The sequence below is a fragment of the Catenulispora sp. GP43 genome (assembly GCF_041260665.1).
Taxonomy (GTDB): Bacteria; Actinomycetota; Actinomycetes; order Streptomycetales; family Catenulisporaceae; genus Catenulispora.
This window is the reverse complement of the sequence record NZ_JBGCCT010000008.1, coordinates 170,259-189,893: the sequence shown is the minus strand read 5'-3', so window position 1 is coordinate 189,893 and position 19,635 is coordinate 170,259. Positions and strand designations below refer to the sequence as shown.

General features: G+C 72.3%; 16 protein-coding genes. 1 reads left to right on the top strand and 15 read right to left on the bottom strand.

The window, feature by feature from the left end:
- Position 1 precedes the first annotated feature (1 nt).
- Positions 2 to 1,696, bottom strand: coding sequence for an NAD-dependent malic enzyme (locus ABH926_RS18470; protein ID WP_370366888.1), 1,695 nt, complete (start codon positions 1,694 to 1,696; stop codon positions 2 to 4).
- A 102-nt stretch (positions 1,697 to 1,798) separates the two neighbouring features.
- On the opposite strand from ABH926_RS18470, the gene ABH926_RS18465 reads away from it, so the two are divergent.
- Positions 1,799 to 3,292 (top strand): NAD-dependent succinate-semialdehyde dehydrogenase, encoded by a 1,494-nt coding sequence (locus tag ABH926_RS18465; RefSeq protein WP_370366887.1) that lies wholly within the window; start codon positions 1,799 to 1,801, stop codon positions 3,290 to 3,292.
- An 11-nt stretch (positions 3,293 to 3,303) separates the two neighbouring features.
- Here ABH926_RS18465 and ABH926_RS18460 read toward each other — a convergent pair whose 3' ends face one another.
- From ABH926_RS18460 to ABH926_RS18395, 14 genes are all read right to left on the bottom strand, one after another.
- Positions 3,304 to 3,849, bottom strand: coding sequence for a CGNR zinc finger domain-containing protein (locus ABH926_RS18460; RefSeq protein ID WP_370366886.1), 546 nt, complete (start codon positions 3,847 to 3,849; stop codon positions 3,304 to 3,306).
- Positions 3,850 to 3,870: 21 nt separating this feature from the next.
- Complete coding sequence (locus ABH926_RS18455; RefSeq protein ID WP_370366885.1) at positions 3,871 to 4,200, bottom strand: adhesin; 330 nt, start codon at positions 4,198 to 4,200, stop codon at positions 3,871 to 3,873.
- 85 nt (positions 4,201 to 4,285) lie between these two features.
- Positions 4,286 to 5,830, bottom strand: coding sequence for an FAD-dependent oxidoreductase (locus ABH926_RS18450; protein WP_370366884.1), 1,545 nt, complete (start codon positions 5,828 to 5,830; stop codon positions 4,286 to 4,288).
- Between the two features lie 536 nt (positions 5,831 to 6,366).
- The gene (locus ABH926_RS18445) at positions 6,367 to 8,439 is read right to left on the bottom strand and encodes an ATP-binding protein (RefSeq protein WP_370366883.1); all 2,073 of its coding nucleotides are present in this window, start codon (positions 8,437 to 8,439) and stop codon (positions 6,367 to 6,369) included.
- Entirely contained in the window at positions 8,436 to 9,062 is a 627-nt protein-coding gene (locus tag ABH926_RS18440) for a DUF4255 domain-containing protein (RefSeq protein ID WP_370366882.1), read from the bottom strand. The genes ABH926_RS18445 and ABH926_RS18440 overlap by 4 nt, the downstream gene beginning before the upstream one ends.
- Before the next feature lie 138 nt (positions 9,063 to 9,200).
- Positions 9,201 to 9,827: a LuxR C-terminal-related transcriptional regulator gene (locus ABH926_RS18435; protein WP_370366881.1), complete on the bottom strand. Its 627-nt coding sequence runs from the start codon at positions 9,825 to 9,827 to the stop codon at positions 9,201 to 9,203.
- 328 nt (positions 9,828 to 10,155) lie between these two features.
- A complete protein-coding gene (locus ABH926_RS18430) occupies positions 10,156 to 11,532 on the bottom strand; it encodes a hypothetical protein (protein ID WP_370366880.1) in 1,377 nt (458 codons plus the stop codon).
- A 19-nt stretch (positions 11,533 to 11,551) separates the two neighbouring features.
- The gene (locus ABH926_RS18425) at positions 11,552 to 12,091 is read right to left on the bottom strand and encodes a phage tail protein (RefSeq protein WP_370366879.1); all 540 of its coding nucleotides are present in this window, start codon (positions 12,089 to 12,091) and stop codon (positions 11,552 to 11,554) included.
- On the bottom strand, positions 12,088 to 14,058 hold the full coding sequence (locus ABH926_RS18420; protein ID WP_370366878.1) for a putative baseplate assembly protein: 1,971 nt from the start codon (positions 14,056 to 14,058) through the stop codon (positions 12,088 to 12,090). The genes ABH926_RS18425 and ABH926_RS18420 overlap by 4 nt, the downstream gene beginning before the upstream one ends.
- Position 14,059: 1 nt before the next feature.
- Positions 14,060 to 14,497, bottom strand: a complete 438-nt coding sequence (locus ABH926_RS18415) for a GPW/gp25 family protein (protein ID WP_370366877.1) — start codon at positions 14,495 to 14,497, stop codon at positions 14,060 to 14,062.
- A 20-nt stretch (positions 14,498 to 14,517) separates the two neighbouring features.
- Positions 14,518 to 16,467: a VgrG-related protein gene (locus ABH926_RS18410; RefSeq protein ID WP_370366876.1), complete on the bottom strand. Its 1,950-nt coding sequence runs from the start codon at positions 16,465 to 16,467 to the stop codon at positions 14,518 to 14,520.
- A gap of 5 nt (positions 16,468 to 16,472) precedes the next feature.
- Entirely contained in the window at positions 16,473 to 17,186 is a 714-nt protein-coding gene (locus ABH926_RS18405) for a LysM peptidoglycan-binding domain-containing protein (protein ID WP_370366875.1), read from the bottom strand.
- 6 nt (positions 17,187 to 17,192) lie between these two features.
- Positions 17,193 to 17,630 carry a phage tail protein gene (locus ABH926_RS18400; RefSeq protein ID WP_370366874.1) on the bottom strand — a complete coding sequence of 146 codons (438 nt, stop codon included), beginning with the start codon at positions 17,628 to 17,630 and terminating at the stop codon, positions 17,193 to 17,195.
- A gap of 63 nt (positions 17,631 to 17,693) precedes the next feature.
- A complete protein-coding gene (locus ABH926_RS18395) occupies positions 17,694 to 18,506 on the bottom strand; it encodes a hypothetical protein (RefSeq protein ID WP_370366873.1) in 813 nt (270 codons plus the stop codon).
- Between the last annotated feature and the right edge of the window lie 1,129 nt (positions 18,507 to 19,635).

Here is a 19,635-nt window from a genome sequence, read left to right as displayed (position 1 = left end):
CTCAGACCGCCACGATGTCCGGATACACCGGCTCCCACATCGCGTCCCGCACCCGCGCCTCGATGTCCTCGCCGACCTCGGTCCCGGCCACGCCGCCCTCGGCGGCCGCCCGCGCCACCGCGACGGCGACCGCGACCGAGGTCTGGCGCAGCCGCGGCACCGGGGGCAGGATCGGCGATCCGGGCGTGTCGGTGTCCACGCGCCCGGCCACCGCGGCGGCCGCGGCCGCGAGCATGGCGTCGGTGACGCGGGTGGCCCGCGCGACGATGGCGCCCAGGCCCAGACCGGGGAAGACCAGGGCGTTGTTCGCCTGCGCGATCTGGTACGTGGTGCCTTCGTACTCGACCGGGTCGAAGGGGCTGCCGGTGGCGATCAGCGCGCGCCCCCCGGTCCAGGCCAGCAGGTCGGCCGGGGTGGCCTCGGCCAGGTCGGTCGGGTTCGACATGGGCAGGATGAGCGGCCGGTCGGTGTGCTCGGCCATGGCGCGCACGATCTGCTCGGTGAAGGCCCCGCCGCGGCCGGAGGTGCCGATCAGGATGGTGGGGCGGACCCGGTCCACGACCTCGGCGAGGCTCACGCCGCCCCGGTCGGCGTCGTGGGCCCAGTCGGCGCTCTCGGCGGCGGGCCGGGCGTAGCGGGTCTGGAAGTCGCGCAGCGAGTCCTGGTCGTCGGTGAGCAGGCCATAGCGGTCCACGCACCAGATGCGCGCCGTCGCGTCCTCCTTCGACAGCCCCTCGGAGCACAGCGCGTCGCGCAGGTCGTCGGCGATGCCGATCCCCGCGCTGCCCGCGCCGAAGACCACGATGCGGTGCTCGCCCAGCGGCCGGCCGCCGGCCTTCACCCCGGCCAGGACCGCCGCCAGGGTGACCGCCCCGGTGCCCTGGATGTCGTCGTTGAAGGTGAAGACCTTCTCGCGGTAGCGGTCCAGGATGCGGTGGGCGTTGGTGGTGCCGAAGTCCTCCCAGTGGAGCAGCGCGTGCGGGAAGAGCCGGCCGGCGGTCTGGACGTAGGCGTCGATGAAGGCGTCGTAGGTCTCGCGGTCCACGCGCGGGTGCCGGTTGCCCAGGTAGCCGGGGTCGTCCAGCAGCTCCTGGCGGTTGGTGCCGACGTCGAGCATGACCGGCAGCACGCGCGCCGGGTCGATACCGGCGGCCGCGGTGTAGACGACCAGCTTGCCGACGGCGATGTCGACGCCGCCCACGCCCCAGTCGCCGATGCCCAGGATCGCCTCCCCGTCGGTGGCCACGATCAGGTCCACGTCCTGCGGGCCCAGACCGGCGGCGGACAGCGAGCGTTCGATGTCCTGCGGGGCGTTCACGTTCAGGTAGACGCCGTGCGGGCGCCGGTACTCGGCGTTGTAGTGCTCGATCGCGGTGCCGACGGTCGGGGTGTAGACGATCGGCAGGATCTCGGCCAGGTGCTCGGTGACCAGCCGGTAGAACAGGACTTCGTTGCGGTCGCGCAGACTGCTCAGGGAGACGTACTTCTCCAGATTCGTCGCCGAGGACCGGAACTGTTCGTAGACGCGGGCCGCCTGCTGGTCCTGGGTCACGACCGCCTGCGGCAGCAGCCCGATCAGGCCCAGGGCCTGGCGCTCGGCGGTGGTGAAGGCGGTACCGCGGTTCAGGCGCGGGTCGGTCAGGACCGCACGACCGCGAGCGGTGGTGCGGACGGTCGGGACAGTCTGTTTCGGCACCGTCCCAGGATCGGCCCGGCACCGTGGACAGTGCAACGTCCTGAGACGCCGTTCGGTCCCGCGGGGGTTGTGGGGCGCGGGCAAGCGTGGTCGGCTGGAGGGGTGACTGCGACGATCTCCCCGGACCAGGAACGCCGGCTTCTGGACTCCGTGCCCACCGGACTGCTCATCGACGGCCGCTGGCGCCCGGCCTCCGACGGCGCGACCCTGGACGTCCACGACCCCTCGACCGGCGAGTTGCTGCTGACGATCGCCAGCGCGTCGGCCGCCGACGGACAGGAGGCGCTCGGCGCGGCGCACGCCGCCCAGGCCTCGTGGGCGCGGACGGCGCCGCGCGAGCGGGCGGAGATCCTGCGCAAGGCGTTCGACCTCGTCATCGCCCGCTCCGAGGACTTCGCGCTGCTGATGACGCTGGAGATGGGCAAGCCGCTGACCGACTCCCGCGCCGAGGTCGCCTACGGCGCGGAGTTCCTGCGCTGGTTCTCCGAGCAGACCAACCGGGTGGCCGGCCGCTACCAGACGGCGCCGGACGGCAAGTCGCGCCTGCTGGTCGCCAAGCGCCCGGTGGGCCCGAGCCTGCTGATCACCCCGTGGAACTTCCCGCTGGCCATGGGCACCCGCAAGCTCGGCCCGGCGCTGGCCGCCGGTTGCACGGTCGTGTTCAAACCGGCCACTCTCACGCCCCTGACAACGCTGCTGCTGGCCCAGACCCTGATCGAGGCCGGCGTCCCCGACGGCGTGGTCAACGTGATCCCGACCCGCCACGCCGGCGCGGTCACCGGCCCGCTGATCCGCGATCCGCGCCTGCGCAAGCTGTCCTTCACCGGCTCGACCGAGGTGGGCCGCCGCCTGATCGCGGACTCCGCCGAGCAGGTGCTGCGCGTGTCGATGGAGCTGGGCGGCAACGCGCCCCTGATCGTCTTCGCCGACGCCGACCTGGACCGGGCCGTGGACGGCGCGATGCTCGCCAAGCTGCGCAACGGCGGCGAGGCGTGCACGGCGGCCAACCGCCTGCTGGTCGAGAGCTCCATCGCCGACACCTTCGCCGACCGCCTCACCGCCCGCTTCCGCGAGCACACCCTCGGCCGCGGCACCCTGCCGGACGTCAAGATCGGCCCGCTGGTCGACGAGGACACCCGCAGCAAGGTGGAGCACCTGGTCGACGCGGCGGTGGACAGCGGCGCCAAGGTCCTCACCGGCGGCCGCAGAGTCCCCGGGGCGGGCTACTTCTACGAGCCGACCGTCCTGACCGGCATCCCCGCCGACGCCGAGATCCTGCGCGAGGAGATCTTCGGCCCGGTCGCCCCGATCGTCACCTTCGACAGCGAGGACGAGGCCGTCGAGCTGGCGAACGCGACGGAGTACGGGCTGGTCGCGTACGCGTTCACGAAGGACCTGAACCGGGGCCTGCGCCTGGTGGAACGCCTCGACGCCGGCATGATCGGACTGAACACCGGCATCGTGTCGAACCCGGCGGCGCCCTTCGGCGGGGTGAAGCAGTCCGGGATCGGCCGCGAGGGCGGGCTGGAGGGGATCGAGGAGTATTTGGAGACGCGGTACGTGGGGATCGCCGATCCGTTCGCCGAGGGGGCTTAGCGAGCCGAGCCCTACCCGTCCCCGCGCCGCCGAGCCCGATAGGCGGCGACATTCGCCCTCGTCGCGCACCGGTCCGAGCAATACCGCCGCGAGCTGTTCGTCGTGGTGTCCACGAACACCGCCCGGCACGGCAGCGCCTCGCACAGCCCCAGCCGCTCCGGCCCCCGCTCGGCGATGGTGTACGCCAGCCCGAACGTCGCCCCGGTCACGTACGAGCGTGCCGGGCCGTACGGCTCGTCGGTGAGGTGCAGGTGCCAGTCACCGTCGGCGTGGTCGCTGATGGCGGCCGAGACGGGGAAGTCGCACAACAGCTTGTTCAGGGCCTCGGTGGCGCGCTCGGGGCGGCCGGTGGCCGCGAGTTCGAACACGCGCCGCAGCCGCGGCCGGACCTCGCGTAGTTCGTCCAGGCCCGCCTGGGCCGCGGTGGGGGATACGCGCCAGCCCTGCGGCAGCAGGCGGCAGACGTCGTCGCCGCACTGGAGGCGGTCGTGGCCGGTCCCGTGGTCGTCGGTGTTCACCAGGGCGACTGCCCGGTCGGCGTAGGCGAGGAGCTTCATGCCGATATCCCCCAGGTTCGCCTAGATCCCCGGCCCCACCACGAACTTCACGCTCCCGTCCACGTCCACCGTCGCGTCGAGCTCACGCCCGTCGAGCACGGTGGCGGCCGTGCTCTCCAGGAAGATGCGCGCCGGCCCGGACTCCACGACCTGGTCCCCGGCGTCGGGCCCGGTGGCCAGCACCGCCGAGAACTGGTCCTGGTTGCCGTTCATACTCGGGTCGGCCGCGACGATGCGCAGCCCGGCGGTCTCCGATGGCAGCTCGGAATTCGAGGTCAGGACCTGAATGGCCGCCGCGGCCCGATCGGTGAGAGACAACACGACATCCTCCAGGTGCTGAACGTGGAACATTCCATGGATCCATGGGTTTCCCCTTGGTTACCCGCTCACAGGCGCCCAAACGTCCACGCAAGGTGTTGCGTACGCGCTGCGACCACTACTCCGCCGCCGCGGCCATGGCCAGATACGCCCGGGCCGGCGCCAGCGGCTCGGCCGCCGGCCCCTGCAACAGGGCCCCGTCGGTGCCGAACCGGGAACCGTGGCAGGGACACTCCCACGTCTTCTCCGCGTCGTTGAACCCGACCGTGCACCCCCGGTGCGGACACAGCGCCGACACCAGGTGCAGCAGGCCGCTGTCGTCCCGGAACGCGGCGCAGTGCTCGCCGCCGACGTCCACCACCGCGCCGTCGCCGGGCCGGATGGCGTCCAGCGCGTCCCGCTCGTCCGGCTCGATCCGGTGCCGCACCACCGAGCGCGCCGGCCCGCTCCAGTCCTGCGCCGAACACGGCTCTTTGTCCACCCGCTCCAGCGCGAACGCGGCCGTCCACGGCGCGGGCCGGGTGCCGCGGATCCCGGCGGTGATGAGCCGCCCGGCCAGCACAGCGGCCGTCGCGTCCCAGCCGGCCGAGCCGGTCGCGACCCACTGGCACTGCCGCCCCGGGACCGCCGAGGCCCGCCCTATCAGCGGCAGGCGGTCATCGGTCTGGTAGTCCTGGGCCGACCAGCGGTACCGCACATCGCTGAGGCCCACGTTCGCCGCCGCCCACGCCGCCAGCCGCGCGTAGCGCTCCTCGACACCGCCGGACCCGGGCTCGTACCGCTCCCCCGCCACGACCACCAGCCGGCGCCCGTCGTCCAGCGGCGCGCTGCGGACCGACACCCCGGACTCCCCCACCGCCGCGTACATCCCCCGCGGCGCCCGCTCGGCCGGCACCGCCCCGGCCACCAGCAGCTCACGCCGGGGCCGCAGCGCGCGCCGCGCCCCGTCGGTCGCGGTGATCGGGTATCCGGTGGCGACCACCACGTGCTCGGCGGCGACCGAGGCGCCGCTCTCGGTCATGACGACGCAGGGTTCTCCCACGTCGACGGTCACGACCCGGCTGTGCTCGTACACCGCCGAACCGCGCCGGACCAGGTCTCGGGCGATGCCCGCGAGCAGTCGGCAGGGGTGGAACTGGATCTGCTCGTCGACGTACAGCGCGCCGGCCACGGCGAACGGCAGCCGCGCGCCGGTGCCGACACCGGTGCCGTACACGGCCGGCACGCCGGCACCGTGTGCGGCGGCCAGTTCCTCGTGCAGCGCCGGCAGACCGTGTTCGTCGGCGGCGTACAGGTAGGCCGTGCTGCGCTCCAGGTCGCACTCGACGTCGAGCAGGCCGGCGACCTCGGCGATGTGTTCCACGGCTTGTGCCTGCGCCTCGGCGTAGGAGCGCGCGGCTTCGGCGCCGGCGACGCGGGCGATCCGGCTGTGGGCCGGCGTCTGCACGACCGAGGCGCGGCCGGCGCCGGCGCCCTTGGCCGCCTCGGCGACCCGGCCGGCTTCCAGCAGGGCCACCCGGCGGCCGGTGCGCGCCAACTCCCAGGCCGTCCACAACCCGGCGGCCCCGCCGCCGATGACCGCCACGGCGGCCCGGCCTCGGCCCTCCAGGCTCGGGTAGCCGGTGGTGCCGCCGTTCGTCGTCCAGTACGCCTTTTCGGTCATTGACGCCGGGTAACCGACATGAAGAGCTTGAAACGCCGTTCACCCACATAGCGCTAACCGGTCCGGCGCGGGGTCCCCGGACAGCGGCGGGTGGCCGCCGACTGCGATCGGCGGCCACCCGGTGAGAAGGCGGTGGGTCGGAGGTTCAGCGGCGGCGCAGAGCGTCCACGCTCACCACCATGAGCAGGAGGGTGATGATCACGAGCATGGCGCTGCCGGCCTGGATGGCCCCTACCATGAGCAGTCCACCGGCGATGAAAACCATTAGCATGAGGCCCGAGGGTCGTCCTCTTGACGCTGCCACGGCGGCCTCCTTCCGGTCGAGACCGACAGGTGGACATCCTGTCGAGTACGACCCTAACCGCGTGGCGGCCGAACCACTGTTCGTACGCGCGCCGGCCCGGACGCACCCCTGCTCAGCTTGAGGCAAGGCTGCCCTTAGCTGCCACGACCGGGTTCCCGATGCCGCGCTGCCGGCGCCCGACGAAGCCAGGGCCCTGATCAAAAAGTCAGGGCCCTGATCAAGCTCCGGTCCGTCAGAATTCGAGGCCGACCAGGTCCTCCTCCGACAGCCGGCCCATCTTCCGGTACTCCCGCCGCGCCCCGGTGAGCAGGTCCTCGGCGCCCACCGCGCGGGCGCCGGCCGCGGCCAGGTAGGCCGCGGTGGTGGCGGCGGCCCGGATCGCGCCGCCGGCCAGCTCGAAGCGGTCGGCGACCGGGTCCAGGGCGGTGCCGTCGGCGACGTCGGGGTCCAGCGGGACCGGACCGGACAGGCAGCGCTGCCACAGGGCCTTGCGCAGCGCGGCGTCCGGGAAGGGGAAGTCGACGATCAGGTCGAAGCGGCGGGTGAAGGCGTCGTCGATGTTGGCGCGCAGGTTGGTGGTCAGCAGGGCGACGCCGTTGAAGGATTCCAGGCGCTGCAACAGATAGGCGCTTTCCATGTTGGCGTAGCGGTCGTGCGCGTCCTTGGTCTCCGAGCGCTTGCCGAACACCGCGTCGGCCTCGTCGAACAGGATGACCGCGTCGACCCGGTCGGCCTCGGCGAACAGCCGCTCCAGGTTCTTCTCGGTCTCCCCGACGTACTTGTCCACCAGGGCGCTGAGTTCGACCACGTACAGGTCCAGGCCCAGCTCGCCGGCGACGACCTCGGCCGCGAGGGTCTTGCCGGTCCCGGACTCCCCGGCGAACAGCGCCGCGACCCCGCGGCCGCGGCCGCCGCCGGTGCGCAGGCCCCAGGTGCCCAGGACCCGGTCGCGGTTGCGGACCCGGTCCACCAGCTCGCGCAGGCGCGCGCCCTCGGTCTCGGGCAGGACCAGGTCCGGCCAGCCGACGGCGGGCTCGACGTGCCGCACCCCCGGTCCCATGCCGCGGGCGTTCTCCTGTCTGGCCGCGCGTCGGATGTGCGTCTCGTCCGGCTGCCGGTCCTCCAGTGCGGCCAGCGCCCGGGCCGTCCCGGCCGCGCGGGCGATCCCGGTGGCGGTCAGCCGGAACGGGGCGACCGTGGCCTCCAGGTCGGTGTCCGGCGCGATCGGCCCGAGCTCGGCACGCCAGCGCGCGACCCACTCCGGGGAGCCGCCGGGCGGGGACTGCACGTCCACCACCAGCGGACGCACCGGCCAGCCGCCGGATTCCCGCCGCACCTCGCCGACCAGCACGACCGGGATCCGGTCGGTGCACAGCGGCCCGGGGTCGGCCGGTTCGGGCAGGACCACCACCAGGCCGGCGCCGCGCAGCCGGGCCTCGCGGACCAGCGCGGGCACGAACTGCTCGGCGCGGGCCAGGACCTGTTCGGTCAGCGTGATCCGCAGCGCCGGACGGCCGGCCGCGGCGAACAGCGCCAGCGCGACCGCGTCGGCGCTGCCTTTGCGCTGCTCGCGCAGCTGGATCAGGGTCGGACCGGTGCGCAGCAGATCCACCAGGCCGGGACGGCGCTCGATCTCGGCGCGGGTGGCGGCGTCCGGTTCGGCCGCGCCGCCGCGCACGCCGAGGCCGTCGGCCGTCTGGAGCAATCCGTGCAGGACATCGTCGGGCGTGTCGTCGCCCAACAAGTGCGCCACCACGCGATCGGGGACCCGCAGCGTCCGCGACAACAGCGGCCGCTCGGTGTCTTCCAACTCCAGCAGGCCGCCCTCGACCAGCGGCGCCCCGCGTCCGAACCGGGCTCGCGCCGCCGGGTCCCAGGCGTTGTGGCCGCACAGGTCCAGCGCCAGGCCGACGGTGGCGCGGCGCCGGGTCACGTCGTCGTTCAGGTAGCCGTAGCAGGACTCGAAGACCCGGTCCAGATCCGGTGCCAGGGCCAGGACCAGGACCGCCGCGTCGAACTCGGACAGCGCGAAGACCTCGGCGAGCTCGGCCAGCCGCGGCCACTCCCGCACCGCGATCGCCACCTGCCCGGGGGCGGGCGCGGCATCCAGGCTTCCGGCGCCCGGGCTTCCGGCATCCAGGCTTCCGGCGTCCAACAGCCAGCCGACGTGGTCCTGCGACAACCGCAGGCCACGAAAGGGATCGCCGGCGCTGGGATCGGTCGCGGACCGCTCGTCGATCAGAGCTCTTATCTGCTCGGCGAGCCGATCAAGACAATGCCTGGCCGCGACGGCGTCGCCGTTCACTGCTCGATCTTCCCGTAACGGCGCAGCCGCAGCGGCGCCTCGGCCTCCGGCTCGTCCAGGCGGTGGCTGCGAATCCCGGCGCCCTCGGTGACCGCCGGTCCCACCGGGAGCTCCGGTCCCACCGGGTACGGCGCGGTGACCACCACGTCCAGGGACGGCTTGAGGTCGCCGCCGAGCGCCGACCAGATGTCGGCGATGGAGCGGGTCTCCGTCGGCGGGACGGCCGCCGTCATCGGGATCTGCATACCCAGGGCCGCGAGTTGGCCCGAGCCCGGCGGGATGGGCAGCGTGTCCTGCCCGATCAGACAGCCCAGGACCACGGCCAGCAGCCGGTGTTCGTCCTCGGCCCGCTTCGTCCAGGCGGTCACCAGATAGGACAGGCGGAAGTGGCGCGGGGGGTGGCGGCGGCGCACGACGATGCCCTGCTCGTTCCGGACCGCGACCACACCGCGTTCCCGACGGGTGAGGTCCTCGCGGATGTCGTAGAGGTACGCGTCGACCGTGGGGCTGTTCCGGCGCGCGGCCCAGTCCCGGGTGGGCGCGTCGAAGGCGATCTCCACTCCCTTGTCGGGCAGGGAGGAGCGCAGCAGACTGCGCAGCGCCTCGTCGATTTCGGGGATCAAACTCTGTTCTCTTCCACTCCGCCGGCACGCCTACACATAGCCACCTCATCGTGGTGCCCGTGTCCCCGCCCCTGCCAGGTGCGCCGGTACCGCGTGGCGGGCACGGCCCGATGTCCGCCCGGGCAACGCCCGGCGCCCTCAGGTCCAGCGCAGGTAGCCCTCGCGGGCGGCGTGTGCGACCACATGGGCCCGGTTGCGGAGCTCCAGGCGCGTCATCACGTCGTGCAGCACGCCCTTGATCGTGCGCTCGGAATAGCAGAGCTTGGCCGCGATCTCCTTGGTCTCCATGCCCTCGGACACCAGGCGGATGACGTCCACCTCGCGGCTGGACAGGCCCATCGGCAACGCCTCGGTGCCGGCCCCGCGCGCCCGCCGGGCCCGGCCGACCTCGCCGAGCAGCCCGCCGAGCAGGTCCGCCGGCAGGTCCCCGGCACCGCGGTCGACCAGCTGCACGGCGCGCACCAGACGGTCGGCCGTGGCCTCGCGTCGCCAGACCACCGCGGTCACCCCGAGCTCGACCACCTCCAGCAGCTGGGCCTTGTTCATCCGGCTCACCACCAGCACGGTGTACGCGGGCTTGGGCGCGCCCTGGGGTCCGGCGTCCAGCAGCTCGCCGGCGTCGTCGGCGCACATCACGATCAGCGGGTCGCGGCCGGGGCCGTCCTCGGCCAGCAGCTCGATCTCGCTGCGGTGCTCGAGCAGGTTCACGATGCCGGCGCGCAGCACCGGATCGGCGGCCATCACCACGGTCTGGACACGGCGCACAGGACCGTCCCCCCTCAGCCTCGCCAGCCCGGGTGGTCTGTATCTGTCTTCTCAAGGGCCGGGGCGGCGGCGCCGCCGACAAAAGAACATCACGGCATCGGGCACGAAACCAACGGACCTCAACGGAAAAACACGCCAGCGCCCACGCCCGCATCCGCGCATTGATCGAAAACGACCAGGCGGGAAGGGGCGCGGGCGGATGGCCGCCGGACGCTGAGAATGATGAGGTTGACGCCTCCGGAGCCGGTTCGCCGGGCGCCGGAGGCCACGAATGCCAGGGCTCTTCGATCAAGGCCCTACCACAGTGCGGATCCGTACCGCTCATGGATCAGTGGCGGGTATAGAACTCCAACTCCGTCAGCGCCGTCTCCACGGCCTTGGCCGGATCGGCGGCGGTGGGCGGGTAGGAGGAGGTGATGGTGAGCACCACCTGGCGGATGTCGTCGCCGCGCAGCTCGAACTTCTGGAATCCGGGCTGGTCGTCCAGGGTGAACGTCTTCTTGATGGGAGCACCCTTGCCCGGGATCGGGATCAGCTCGGCGTCGATGGTCTCCGGCGAGCCCTGCGCCCCGAAGGTGTCGGCCGCGGCGCCGGCGCCCGGCGTGATGCCCACGTCCAACAGGTTCGCCGGCTGGGAGAAGGTCACGGTCAGGCTGGTGCCGTTGGTGTTCTGCGGCGAGAAACCGCTGCCCCACCAGGTGTCGGAGTAGGTGTCGTGCAGCAGCTTGGCCTGGTGGTTCGGGTCCTGATGCGAGGCCGTGACAGTCCAGTTGGAGACCTCGTTCGGCTTGGCGAAGTGGTCCCGGACGTTCGTGGACGCCGGCGGGTACTCCTTGACCACGACGACCACCACCACGACCACCACGACGACCCACACCACCGGCCGGATCGCCTGCCCCGGCCCGCGCCGCAGCCGCGGACGCTGGCCGGCGAACGGCAGCGGCCGGTTGCGCCAGAAGAAGATCAGCCGACGCCACCACGACGGGCGCCTGGCCTCCACCGGCGCGTACGCCAGGCGCTGGCCGCACTTGCGGCAGAAGTGCCGCTCGGGCGGGTTGCGGGTGGCGCACCACTGACATTCGATGCCCGCGTCGAGGGCTTCGAGCCCTTCGGCGTTCTTGCGCTGCGGGGCGATCGGTTCGGGCACGCCCGGCAGCACCGGCGCGATCCGGGCCTGGGCCGTCGGATCGGCCACCGGCACGAGCAGGGCGCGGGCCCGTTCTGCCTGCGCGGCCCGTTCGGCCCGTTCGGCCTCGGCCTTCAGCGCCGCGGCCCTGTCGGCAGCAGCCTTCTGTGCAGCAGCCTCACCGGCGGCGGCATGCTCGTGCTCTGCCTTGTCCGCCTCTGCCTTGTCCGCCTCGGCCCGGGCCGGCTCGGTGATCGGCACGGTGTCCGACTCGCTGGCGGCCGGCCGCGGCTCGGAGCCGCGCTGGGACCCGGAGTCGCGCCGGGAGTCAGAGGCCTGCTTGGGGATGGAAGCGAGCTTCGGCTCGGACCCGGGCCCGGCGGCGACGGCCCGCTCCGCCAGCCCGGCCGGCAGAACCTCGTCAGCGGACGGCGGTTCCTCGAACGCCGCCGCCGTACCGGCGCCGACCGCCGCGGGCCTGGGCCGGCTCAGCGCCGCGCCGCAGCTGTCGCAGAAGGCCTCCCGCTGGTCGCGCGCGCCGCAGTCGGGGCAGATCAGCTCACTGAGATCGGTGGACATCGGGGCGCAACGCTCCCTTTCAGGATTTCTCGACGACGATGGAATACGGGACGTGCGCCGGCCGGATCGCGGCGACCAGCGCCCGCAACCGGTCCAGATCGACCGCGCGGGCCTGCTCCTTGGTGAGCCGCACCACCAGGGCCGGCTCGGGCTCCCCCGGCAGCGGCCCCAGCGGACGCCCGGACCAGGCCATGCCGCCGCTCTCGTGGATCTCCGGCTGGATGCCGAACCCCAGACGGACCGCCTCGGCCAGGCCGTGCACGGTGCCCCGGTACCGGTGCAGCCCGGCCGCGCCGGACACGGCCGCGCGCAGGTCGGGGTCGGACTCGTCCCCGGACAGCTCGGCGCCGACCCAGCCGCCGAGCCAGCCGACGAAGTCCGGGGGCGCGAGCTCGGGCCGCAGGTAGTCCGCGAGGTTGTCCAGGACCGAGAACATCGGCGCGAACAGGTCGTCCAGGCCCGTGACGAACCGCTGCGCGAAGTCGTCGTCGGCGTAGACGCTCGGCAGCTGCTCGCCCAACGGGAACGGGGTGCCCAGGCCGTCGGCCGCGCCCCTCATCCGCCGACCACCTTCACGCGGTGGTCGTAGGAGAACACCAGCGCCGAGGGGTCCAGCTCGATGCGGTCGGCGGAGTCGCCGCGCTTGCCGGTCAGCGGGTCGGCCGGGTGCAGGCGCACCTCGTCGACCATCTCCACGCCCGGGACCCGCTGCAGCACCGCGTACAGCTCGCCGGAGTGCACCGCCCGGCCGAACGGCCAGCCCTTGCCGGTCGGACCGCCGGTCAGCGGGTCGAGGTAGGAGTACAGGGCGTTGACCGCCCCGGTGCGGACCAGATCGGTCTCGGCGCCGCGGAACGCGTGCAGCGTCACCGCCGCGGTGACGCCCTGGTAGAACGGGGGGCCGACGGCCAGCCGGGTGCCGATCGGGCGCCGGTCGTCCAGATAGGCGGCGATCCGGCTGAGCAGCTCGTCGCCCGGGACCAGCTGCTCGAAGCGCAGGAAGCCGCCGACGTCCGGGACCGCCTGCGGCACCACCAGCAGCCGGACCCCGCCGACGCCGGCCTGCTTGCCGTCGGCCTCGCTGTGCTCGTCGACCGGCAGGCAGTGGATGCGCGCGGCCTCCGGGGCGGCGCGGCGGGTCAGCTCCTCGTAGTCCCGGACCGTCACCGCGCGGTCCTGGGCCCGCAGCGAGATCGGGGCGCGCACCTTGGCCTCGGCCACCGATTCGCCGTCCACGCCGCCGCGCGCGGCCTCGCGGTTCTCCACCCGGGAGACGTAGGGGATCGACGTTCGCAGGACACTGAGAGATCCGCGCGCGACGTTGCCGGCCCGGCCGCCGCCGATCCGGTAGGCGGTGGCCCGGATCCGCACGCCCTTGAGCGGGACCGCCCCGTACTGCCGCACGCTGCCGTCCGGCTGGCGCAGCGCCGGGCCGAAGGCGATCTCCCCGCTGACCGGGTCGAGCTGGAAGTGCCGGTCGTCCGGGCCGGAGCCGGCGAAGGTGTCGACCAGCTCCCAGCGCTTCCAGCCCTCGCCGTCGGAGGTGTCCAGCTGGAGCATCGGGTCGTCGACCGCGACCGGCGTGCGCGACACGCGGAAGCGCTGGCCGGCGACCCCGGAGGACTCCCCCAGGTCCTCGTCGCGGACGGCCTCGGAGTGCAGAGCGCGTACCGTGCCGCCCATGGTCCGCGCCGAGGCGCCCCGCAGGCTGGGGCTGACGGCGTAGAACGGCTGCGCCGCGCGCGGCTCCAGCACCCGGCAGCGCAGCCACGCCGCCTCGACCCCGGCCAGCCGGGAGACGATGTGCCGGGAGGGCACGTGCAGCGCCACGTCCCCGGGCCGGTTCAGGCCGCCGGTCTCGTCGGCGTCCACCTCGCAGGCCGTCCAGCCGTCCGCCGACCAGGCCTCCCAGACCAGCGGCGGCTGGCGCGGGTCCACGCCGACACCGTCGACCTGGCTGCTCAGCCGCAGCACCGCCAGGCACGAGGGCACCGGCGAGGACAGGCCGAAGTACAGCGCGTCGCCGGGCTGGGGCGCGGCGGAGAAGGCCGGCACGTCCTTGCCGTCGAGCACGTCCACGGTGCGGTCGGTCGGGCTCGCGCCGTTGTTCTGCACCACCACCGCCGTCAACTCGCACGGCACGATGCGCAGCGGCTCGGCCGAGCTGAAGACCACCGCGTCCTCGGACTCGGTGCGCAGCGTCGCGATCTGCGAGCCGGCCGGCACCAGCACGGTGTTCGGCTGCGGCGCGGACAGCCGGAAGGTCACGTCGGCGCGCGCCGGCGCCGGCGGGAACCGGTTGATGCCCAGCAGGTCCAGGAACGCCAGGTAGTTCTTGTCCGGGACCCGGTTGAGCCGGTAGACCAGCTGGTCGGCCATGTAGGCCACGGCCTCGATGAGCGTCACGCCGGGGTCGGAGACGTTGTGGTCGGTCCATTCCGGGCAGCGCTGTTGGACGTAGCGCTTCGCGTCGTCCACGAACTGCTGGAACCGGCGGTCGTCGAGGTTCGGCGAGGGCAAAGCCATGTCAGGCTGCTTCCGTATCTGTCGCGGCCGGGTCCAGCGGGCCTTCGTGGTCGGGGATGACGTAGAAGGGGAAGACCAGGGACCGCGGGTTGTTGGTGCCGCGCAGCTGGTAGTGCACGTCGATGTAGAGGACGGTGGGGCGGTCGGGGTCCACGCTGACCTCGACGCCGGTGACCGCGATGCGCGGCTCCCAGCGGTCCAGGCTGGTGCGCACCTCGTGCTGGATGCGGCCCACGGTCTTGTCGTTGACCGGGGCGAACACCAGGTCGTGCACGGCGCAGCCGAACTCCGGGCGCATCGGCCGCTCCCCCGGCGCGGTGGCCAGCACCAGGCGCATGGCCTCCTCGATCTCCTGGTCGTGGGAGACCAGGCCGATGCGGCCGCCGGCGTCCACCCGCATCGGGAAGCCCCAGCCGGAGCCGACGAAACGCTCACCCATGGCCGATCAGGCTCCTCATCTCAGATCACCACGATCTGCTGGTCGTCCAACGTGCCTTCGCCCTCGATCGAGACGTCCCCGATCAGCGTGATCTGCGCTGCCTCGATGGACACCGAGGCCCCGCTGAAGTTGACCTCTTCGGACTCCACCGAGGTGACCGCGGCCGCCAGGTTCAGGACCGAGGCCTTGAGCGAGAGCAGCACCCCGGCCTCGACGCTGACGTTGGTGGCGCCGTTGATGCTCACCGAGCCCTCGGGCGTGACGGTGATGGTGGCGTCGGCGCTGCGGATGGTGACGCCGCCGGCCGGGGACAGGCTCTCGACGGTGATCGGGCCGGCGGTGTTCTTGACGGTGGTCTTCTTGTCCATCTTGTTCAGCTCGACGGTCTGGGTCTCGTCGCTGGTCAGCACCTTGACCCCGGCCTTCATGGTCAGTTCGTCGTCCAGCAGCTCGATCCGGTTGCCGCGCCGGGAGGACATGGCCAGCACGTTCGGGATGCCGTCCTTGGAGACCAGGTTGTCGACGGTGAGCTTGGTCGGCTTGTTCACGCCGTTGTACAGGCCGCCGATGACGTAGGGCTGGTCGAAGTCGCCGCGGTCGAAGGTGACCAGGACCTCGTCGTTGACGGCGTAGCCGATGAAGCCGCCGGAGCCCGGGGCGCCGGCCGGGATGTGGTCGGCGCCGGCGGTGTGCTCCAGGCCGCCGAGGACGCTCACGCCGCCGTGCTGGACGGTGCGGGCCCAGTCGCTGGTGTACTTGTCGTCGAGCCAGGGGTAGCGCAGCTTGACCCGGCCCATGCGCAGCGGGTCGTGGATGTCGGTGACGATCGCGCTGACCACGCCGCTCATCCGGTGCCCGGTGCCGCCGGTGCCGCCGGAGGCCAGGCCGTACAGGGAACGGAACTGGCGGCCGGTCATCGACACCCAGGTCTCGTAGGTGCCGTGCTCGAACACGTGCTTGACGCCGGTGATGGTGTAGGCGCCGTCGAAGGGCTTGCCGGCCTTGCTCAGGGTGACCGACTTGTCCGGCAGCAGCTGCGGGGTGCCGCGGACGGCGACTTCGAGCTCGGCGAAGGAGGAGGTCACGTCGGCGGCCAGGGACGTGGCGGCGGTGTTGGCCTCGGTGTCGCTGACGTACGGGGTGCCGGTCTCCACCAGGGAGCCGCCGCCGAACCGCGCCGCCACACCCGACGGGGTCAGGCCGGCCTCCACCTCGGGGTTCTCCACGCTCGGGGCGCGCCCGATCAGGGTCTGCTTGGCCACCATGTTCCAGCCCCGCGAGGTCACCTCGGTGACCTGGTCGGCGGCGGTGAACCCGGAACGGCAGCGCAGGGTGTTGGCACCGAACTCGAGCACGTACGGGCTCTTGTCGGCGCTGACGCCGGTCAGCGGCACGGCCTTGGTCGGAGTGCGGAAGTGCAGCAGGCCCATGTTGTCGAAGTACACGACCTTGCCCGCGCGCTCGGCCAGGCCCTGGATGAAGGACCAGTCGTCGATGTTGGGCTGGGAGGTCTGGGAGTCCGGCGGCGGGGGCGGCGTGGACTCGATCTTGCCGAACGCCACCCCGTGCTCGGCGGCCACAATGCGCACGATGTCGGAGGCGGACATGTTCGGGTACGTCTTCACGCGCCGCTTGCGCAGCAGTTTGAAGGCGTGGTCCATGCCGCGGATGACGGTGTAGAACTCACCGCCGGAGTAGTCCGCCTCGATCCCAGTGATGTGCCCGGTGATCAGCGGCTGGTCCTCGCCGATCAGCCCGGCCACGGCGAAGATGGTGATCGGCAGGCCGATCTCCAGCTGCGCGTTGGTGGACGTCAGCAGGCGCGTCTTGTCCTTGAACACGACGTGGAACGTGGAGGGCACGTTGAGGCTGGCCTCGACCCAGCAGGAATGCAGGGAGGCCTTCAGCAGCGGGGACAGCGCGCCGCCGATCTGGACCTTGGGGACCGAGGAGAAGGAGCCGAACGTCACGCCGGTTACCTCCGGACCTGGTCGGGGGCGGGGATGAGCAGTTCGGCGCCGGGCGTGAGCCGCATCGGGTCGTCGATCTCGTTGGCCTCGGCGATGGTGCGCCAGGCGGTGGCGTCGCCGTACTCGGACCAGGCCATGGACTGCAGGGTGTCGCCGGAGCGGACCCGGTGCGAGCGGTGCGCGGACAGGGCGCCGGAGGTGGGGTTCTGGCCCAGGGTGAGGCCCGGGATCTGAGTGATCGTCAGGTCGCAGGTGGCGCGCAGGGGGACCCCGGAGGGGTCGAAGTACGTGTAGTTGGCGGAGATGTTCTGGACGTAGGCGTTGAAGCTGACCGTGGAGAAGCTGCCCCACTGGAAGAAGACCCACGGGGTGGAGGGCTGGAAGGCGGCGATCGACTGGTCGGTCACCTCACAGCACTTGAGCAGGGCTTCGACGTCGTCCTGCACCTTCGTCCCGGCCGGGGTCATCGAGGAGTCCAGGAAGAGCTGGAAGGTCAGGGTGTAGGGGTCGGCGCCGCCGAAGCTGGGGATGCTGACGTACTTGAACAGCGGCAGCGGGGTGTTGCTCCAGTTGGCGCTCTTGGCCAGGGTCAGCGTCTCGGGGTTGAACTGGAAGTTGATCTCCCGCATGGTCCCGCCGGGCTCCAGCGCCGGCCCGATGGGCGGTTCCTTGATCGTGAGCGAGGCCTTGACCAGGCTGGTTCCGGGCTGTGAGGACATGGCCGATCACGCTCCCGACGCGGTGAAGCCGTGGTGGGCGATGACCAGCCGCTCGGTGGCCACGGTGTTGCTGGCCGGGTCCAGCGTCGGCCCGCTCCAGCTGACCGGCAGCACGTCCAGCAGGCCCCACTGCACGACCTGCGACCCGTCCGCCCGCAGCGCGGCGATCTGCGCGGTGGGCCGCTGGATCCCGGTCGCGATCGAGGAGATCCACGCGGCGATCTTGCTGCTGTCCGGCGTCAGGGGGCGGGTGAGCGTGATGTTGCCGTGGCTGACCCGCCCGGGCAGGAAGGTGGTGTAGCCGTTGTTCCCGCCCTCCTTGTGCTGGTAGACCTCCACCTCGGCGGACAGGCCCTCGCACTGGTTGAACAGGCCGAGGTCCTGCCCGTCGATGGTCAGCTTGAAGAACAGGCTGGACCCGGGATCCAGGGTGGAAGTACTCATGTCGTTCGTCAGTCCTCTTCGTGGTGCGGGTGATCAGGCCGGGGCGAAGGCGGCGGGGCGGGCTCAGCGTCCTGAATCGCGCAAACGCCCCATCCGTTCACGGTCCATGCGCAACTCGGTCCGCAACAACCGGGCCAAGGGCGCGACGAGCTTCTCGGCGAGCTGCTCCATCTCCTGATGCTCACCCCGCCCGCGGCCCCGCCCGGACCCGCCCCGCGCCCCACCGGACCCCTGCTCGGATTCGCCACGGCGGTAGCCCAGCAGCGTCCCGGCAATCGGATTGTGCTCGGCGAACATGTCCAGCCCCCGCTGCTTGACCACCTGCTTGAACTGCGACGGATCCCGGACGAGCGCGGCGGCGTCCCGAAGGTCGGCGATCTTGTCGGTGAAGCTGCCGACCTGGTCATCGACGGTGTCATTGAACCGCTGCCGCGTATCACGGGCCTGCGCACTCACGGCATCGGCGAGAAACGAGCCCACACCGCCGGCCCGCTGGATCGGCGGCAGCAGCGGTGGCGCGGCCGGCGGCCGGAAGGCCATCGGCAACGGCAGCGGCGCGGCGGAGGCGGGGGTGGGGCGGTGGATGGGGACGGCGCGCTGGACGCGGGGCGACCAGGTTGCCGATGTGGTGACTGGCGGGATGGTCGCGGAACGCTGGATCGGTGCGGCCGCCGGCGGGTGATTCGGGGCGGTGGCAGGGGTGGCGGTCGAGCGCTGGATCGGGGTGGCTGACGGGGAAGTCGCCGAGCGCTGAACCGAGTCGGCCGCCGACGGGTGATTCGCAGCGGTGGCTGGAGTGGCGGCCGAGCGCTGCATCGAGTCGGTGGCTGGCAGCTGACTCGAGCCGGTGGCAGGAGTGGTGACCGAGCGCTGCATCGAGTCGGCCGCTGACAGGTGACTCGAGCCGGTGGCAGGAGTGCCCGCAGAGCGCTGAATCGAGCCGGCGGCCGGCAGCTGAATCGAGCCGGTGGCAGGAGTAGTGACCGAGCGCTGGATCGGGGTGGCCGGCGTCGCCGAACGCTGGATCGGACCGGCGAGCGGCGGGTGACTCGGGCCGGTGGCAGGAGTGGCAGGAGTGGCCGCAGAGTGCTGAACCGAGCCGGCGGCCGGCAGCTGACCCGAGCCGGGGGCAGGGGTCGTGGCCGAGTGCTGGATCGGAGCGGCAAGTGGCGGATGACTCGGGCCGGTGGCAGGAGTCGCGGCCGAGTGCTGAACCGAGCCGGCGGCCGGCAGCTGACTCGAGCCGGTGGCAGGACCGGCTGCCGAACGCTGGATCGGAGCGGCGAGTGGCGAGTGACTCGGGCCGGTGGCAGGGGTGGGCGCCGAGCGTTGAACCGAGTCGGCGGCTGGCAACTGACTCGAACCGGTAGCAGGAGTGGCGGTCGAGCGCTGGATCGGAGCGGCAAGTGGCGGATGACTCGGGCCGGTGGCAGGAGTCGCTGCCGTCTGCTGAACCGAGCCGGCGGCTGGCAACTGACTTGAGCCGGTGGCAAGACTGGCTGCCGAACCCTGAACCGAGTCGATGCCCTGCTGCGGGCCCGGGCCAACAGCAGGAGTCGTTGCCGAGCGCTGCATCGAGTCAGCCGACGGCGAAGTCGCCGAACGCTGAACCGAGTCGGCCGCTGACAGCTGACTCGAGCCGGCGGCAGGAGTGGCTGCCGAGCGCTGAATCGAGTCAGCAGGCGAAGCTACACCGCGCTGGATCGAGTCGACGGCTGACGGCCGGTTCGCACCCGTAACCCCAGCGTCCGCCGAGCGCTGAATCGGAGCGACTGTCGGCGCGCCCGAAATGCCCTTGCTCAGGCCTTTGTTCGGGCTGGCCGTCGAGCGCTGACTCGGGGCAGCGGCTGCGTTCACTGAACGTCGGACCGGGACGGCGGCCCGCGCGCCAGTCGAGCGCTGAATCGGTGCACGCTCGATCGCGCCGGCGCTCCCAGCCGTGGGTTGGAAGCCTGCCGGCTGCTGGGCCGGGCCGCCAGTCGGCGCTCGATGAGCCGAACCGGCG

Bases quoted from the DNA above. Each gene is read 5' to 3' on its own strand.
- ABH926_RS18455 (WP_370366885.1), bottom strand. From the start codon at position 4,200: ATGTTCCACGTTCAGCACCTGGAGGATGTCGTGTTGTCTCTCACCGAT.
- ABH926_RS18420 (WP_370366878.1), bottom strand. From the start codon at position 14,058: ATGGCTTTGCCCTCGCCGAACCTCGACGACCGCCGGTTCCAGCAGTTC.
- ABH926_RS18400 (WP_370366874.1), bottom strand. From the start codon at position 17,630: ATGAGTACTTCCACCCTGGATCCCGGGTCCAGCCTGTTCTTCAAGCTG.
- ABH926_RS18460 (WP_370366886.1), bottom strand. From the start codon at position 3,849: ATGAAGCTCCTCGCCTACGCCGACCGGGCAGTCGCCCTGGTGAACACC.
- ABH926_RS18425 (WP_370366879.1), bottom strand. From the start codon at position 12,091: ATGAGGGGCGCGGCCGACGGCCTGGGCACCCCGTTCCCGTTGGGCGAG.
- ABH926_RS18450 (WP_370366884.1), bottom strand. From the start codon at position 5,830: ATGACCGAAAAGGCGTACTGGACGACGAACGGCGGCACCACCGGCTAC.
- ABH926_RS18405 (WP_370366875.1), bottom strand. From the start codon at position 17,186: ATGTCCTCACAGCCCGGAACCAGCCTGGTCAAGGCCTCGCTCACGATC.
- ABH926_RS18395 (WP_370366873.1), bottom strand. From the start codon at position 18,506: ATGCAGCGCTCGGTCACCACTCCTGCCACCGGCTCGAGTCAGCTGCCA.
- ABH926_RS18430 (WP_370366880.1), bottom strand. From the start codon at position 11,532: ATGTCCACCGATCTCAGTGAGCTGATCTGCCCCGACTGCGGCGCGCGC.
- ABH926_RS18415 (WP_370366877.1), bottom strand. From the start codon at position 14,497: ATGGGTGAGCGTTTCGTCGGCTCCGGCTGGGGCTTCCCGATGCGGGTG.